We start from the raw sequence: 3,079 nt of genomic DNA, 5'->3' as shown, positions 1-3,079 counted from the left end.
ATGAGTTCTTAAAAAACCTTCCCCAATCTTTGCAGGAGGAATTACAGCCCAGATTAGCCTTTGGGGATATGCAAAGTTACAAAAAGCTGAGTGAAGCCAATGTCTATGACTTTGCTAGCCTATTGATACGCTCAGGACAGATGACCCAAGAAGTGAGCAATGTTGCCAGCCTTTTGCCCCAATTAGAACAAAGGGCTAAGCAGGCGCAGGAGTTGTTGGGGAAAGAGCAGCAGAGTTCTGCTGCTATAAAGGAAAACCTTAACCCCCAAGAGATTGACAAACAAGCCCAAGGGCTTTACACCAACGCCAAGGAGCAAGAGAGGGGATTTAAGCAACTCTTAGAGGGGCTAAAAAGCCCTAATAGCACCACAGAGGCTAGCAACACGCTAAAAAGCCTAGAGAGTATCCAAGACAAGCTAGAATATTACAAGGGGGATGTTAGCAAGATTAACGACACTCTAAGGGGGGCAGTGCTTACAGATAGGCAAGCGTTTGATAGCGAATTGATGCGCGTGCTAGACAATTTAGAGAACAACCCCAATGTGAGCCATATCAGCCCCAAATTCATCAACACCCAAGATGGCTACACGGGCGCGCATATCAATTTTGATTTTAAGGGCGTGAGTGCTGAAGTGCAAGTGCACACCCCCAAGAGTTGGGAGGTTAAAAAGCAACTAGACCCGCTTTATAAAGAGAAACGGCGATTACAGCTAGAGGGCAAGCTAAGCAAGAAAGACCTCAAAGAGTTTAGACGCAAGATGAAGGCTATCGCTCAAGAGTCTGACTTGAATAGCAGTTTACTCACTTCGTTTAAGCTCACTTCGCCACAAGACTCATCGGTAACATCTGTGTTGGCGAAAAAGTCTTTGGTAGATTCAAACGCTACCCACGAACCCTCTTTAAACTCAAAAGCGGGCTCCTCTTCAGAGTCAGAAAACGCATACAATCTACGCGAATCAAAATTAAACCAAAAATCCACTTCTTTAAGTGGGGGCAAGGGCACAGAAACAGACATACAAACTCCTTTAGACAAGAATACCAAACCCCCGCTTAAAACCCCCCATATTGAACCCAATCCTGTCTTTGGAGAACACTTTGCAGAGTTTGCTGCAGCCATCAATGACATCAACACCCAAGAGGCAGATACTGCCACTAAGCTACACGAGTTGCAAACCCAATTGCTCAGGGAATTGCACGCCCTAGATCAGCTCACCCAAGAGCGCGCTAACAAGCAATTCAAGGCCATTGATGATAGGATGGATGAATTCCAAGACAAATGGGCTCTAAACTACAAAAAGCTAGAGGATGGTCTAGCAGAGATGACCACAGTCAAAGACCACCTAGATGATCTGCAACAAAAGGCCATCGATCTCTTTGATGAAAAATTAGACCTGCTAGCCGATCGAGCCAAAGTCTATGAGGACACAGCCAATGCCAAGTTTGCTGATTACAACGCTAATGACACAGCTAAGCGCGCAGACTACGACCAAAACGCGCAACAGAAGCTTGATGAGTACAATGCTAACGACACTCAAAAGACCCAGGACTATGACACTAACGCGCAAACCAAGTTAGACGATTACAATGCCAATGACGCTACCAAACGGGCTGATTATGACCAAAACGCCCAACAGAAGCTAGACGATTACAATCAGAACGACGCTACCAAACGGGCTGATTATGACACTAACGCCCAAACTAAATTAGACGATTACAACGCTAATGACACGGCTAAACGGGCAGACTACGACACTAACGCGCAAACCAAGTTCGATGAGTATAACGCCAATGACGCGCAAAAAACCCAAACCTATGACACTAACGCGCAACAGAAGCTAGACGATTACAATCAGAATGACGCTACTAAGCGCGCTGATTACGACGCGCATGTGGCCTTGAAGTTGCAAGAAGCACAGGCGCAGGTGCAGAATTTCAATGGGGCGAATTTAGCCAAATTAGACGAGTTCAAAAAGGACTTACAACAGGCCAAAAATCGCTACGATGCTAACGCCACGGCCAAGCTCGCAGAATTTAACAATAACTACACCCAGAAGTTAGATGACTACAACGCTAACGATGCCCAGAAGCTGGATGAGTACAACGCCAATGCACGGGCTAAATTAGCCGATTATGATGCCCACATCGCGCTCAAACTCCAAGACGCGTCAGCCCAAGTGCAAAACTTCAATACGGGCAATCTGAACAAATTGGAGGAATTTAAAAGAGATCTACAAGATGCTAAGAATCTCTATGACAGCAACACCGCCCAAAAGTTCAAAGAGTACAATGACAACGCCACGGCCAAGCTAGATGCCTTTAACGCCAATAACACGGCTAAGCTTCAAGAGTATAATGACAACGCTAACCAGAGAGCGGCCAAGCAACTCCAAGATTATGATTCTAATGCTAGTCAAAAATTCAATGACTATAACGCCAACCACGCCCAAAAACTCAGCGAATTCAACACCAATGCCGCTCAAAAGCTCAAAGACCACAACGACACAGCCCATCAGAAGATGGAGGCATTGTTGAATTTGTCCCAAGAGAAAGTGGATGCCTTCAACGCCCTTAGCACAACAAGAGTGCAGGAATACAATGACAACACCACCCAAAGGCTGGATGTTTTCAACCAAAATGCCACCCAGCAGACTAACGCCTTTGATGCCAATGTCACCACCAAGACAGGGGAGTACAACGCCAACGCCACCACCAAGACCAGTGAATACAATGCCCTAGCCAACCACCAGATCGCAGAGCTCAAGCGCACTCTTTTTAGCGAGCTTTCCCAAGTTAGTATAGAAGCCAAGCTCTTGGGTGAGATAGCTAAAATCCACACCCAGCTCAACCAATTGCGCCAGGAACAAACCCGCTTAGGGGGCAATTTCAAAACCCTTATCTTTGATAAAAACGCCACTTGGCAAGCTCCCAAATCGATGTACTACTACATCTTTTTGCAAGGCGGTATGGGGCCTGATAGAAACGCAGCCCAAGGAGCCCCTAGCAGCTTTGCTAATGTCTTGAGCGTAGCAGGGGGCAAGGGAGGGGGCAATGGTTTAGGACAGATGGGCCCTGTCAAGGC

Annotated in this window: 1 pseudogene; it reads left to right on the top strand. The window is 46.6% G+C overall.

What is annotated here, in order from left to right:
* Window positions 1-3,079: pseudogene (locus C6H04_RS08010) on the top strand (hypothetical protein); the annotation flags it as partial.

It is taken from the genome of Helicobacter salomonis (assembly GCF_900197775.1).
In the GTDB taxonomy this organism is placed as follows: Bacteria; Campylobacterota; Campylobacteria; order Campylobacterales; family Helicobacteraceae; genus Helicobacter; species Helicobacter salomonis.
This window is presented reverse-complemented; position numbering and strand designations above follow the sequence as displayed.